Consider the following 1033-nt stretch of genomic DNA (forward strand, 5'->3'; position numbering starts at 1 on the left):
CAAGTACCGCGAGCTCTTCGCCAAACACCTGAGCCGGGTCACCGGCCTGAATCTACTGGCCTCGAATCCATGAAGCAGATCCTCACGCTCATCACCCTGCTCTTACCGCTGGCCGTCCAGGCCACCAGCCTCACCGTGGTCGAAGACCGCGGCGGCGTCTCCGCCTTGCCTTACTACCAGGGCATCAATCCTGAGCCTGTAACGGCGCAGCGCCAGGCACCGGTGCCGCAGCCCAGCATGGCGCAGGGATTTCCGGTGCGATCGCTGCGGCTGACGCCCGGGAATGTCCAGGGTCGCGCGCTCAACGCGCCTGGCCTGCAGCCCTTCTTCCTGGTCGGCGACGACGAGTTGTCTCGCCGGTGGCTGGCCAGCCGCGGAGAGACCCTACAGCGCCTCGGCGCCGTTGGCCTGGCCGTCAACGTCGCCAGTGCCGAACGCCTGGCGGTGATCCGCAGCTGGTCCGGCGGCCTGGCTGTCAGCCCTGTCGTCGGCGATGACCTGGCTACCCGTTTAGGGCTCGCCCACTACCCCGTACTCATCACCCCCACTGCCCTTGAGCAATAGGCGGCCCCAATGCCCAACTCTCAGGTTCCACACCCAGCCGCTGCTAGTGTCCTGAAACAGGATGCGCCTTCGGTGAGCCCACTTCAGGCCGAAGACGTCGGTCACCCCGTTACCTTTGGCCCAACACGGTCAGGGGCTTCGTTCTATCTGACGATGGTCATTCGCCTGCCCGACCATCAAAAAGCACGCGCCGCTCTGGTAGGTGACGTTGAGGTACTGGTCGAGCTCCATGGCGGCGAGGTCACTGGCCGCTCTATGGACGATGAGCTGACCCTCTGTGAGCGCTTCGAAGCAGCGCTGCCGCGTGGCAAAGCCGAGGCTATCCGCAAAGAGCACGCCGCGGCCCTGCCGCTGCCAGGCGCTGGCGAGCTGGAGCGCTGACCATGGCCCGCAATCATGCCCTGGACACACTGCTGCGGCCTGCGGTGGAGCTCTACACGGTGCAGGTGTGCTTGGCGATGGCCTTCCT

2 protein-coding genes are annotated in these 1033 nt (G+C 65.6%); both read left to right on the forward strand.

What is annotated here, in order from left to right:
* The first annotated feature begins 69 nt into the window (after positions 1 to 69).
* Complete coding sequence (locus GSQ95_RS24325) at positions 70 to 564, forward strand: integrating conjugative element protein (protein ID WP_158897149.1); 495 nt, start codon at positions 70 to 72, stop codon at positions 562 to 564.
* A gap of 72 nt (positions 565 to 636) precedes the next feature.
* Positions 637 to 945 carry a hypothetical protein gene (locus GSQ95_RS24330; protein WP_158897150.1) on the forward strand — a complete coding sequence of 103 codons (309 nt, stop codon included), beginning with the start codon at positions 637 to 639 and terminating at the stop codon, positions 943 to 945.
* The last annotated feature ends 88 nt before the right edge of the window (positions 946 to 1033 follow it).

Source organism: Pseudomonas sp. BAV 4579, assembly GCF_009765395.1.
Taxonomy (GTDB): Bacteria; Pseudomonadota; Gammaproteobacteria; order Pseudomonadales; family Pseudomonadaceae; genus Chryseomonas; species Chryseomonas aestiva.

Coding starts and splice junctions, on each gene's coding strand:
- GSQ95_RS24325 (WP_158897149.1), top strand. CDS start 70: ATGAAGCAGATCCTCACGCTCATCACCCTGCTCTTACCGCTGGCCGTC.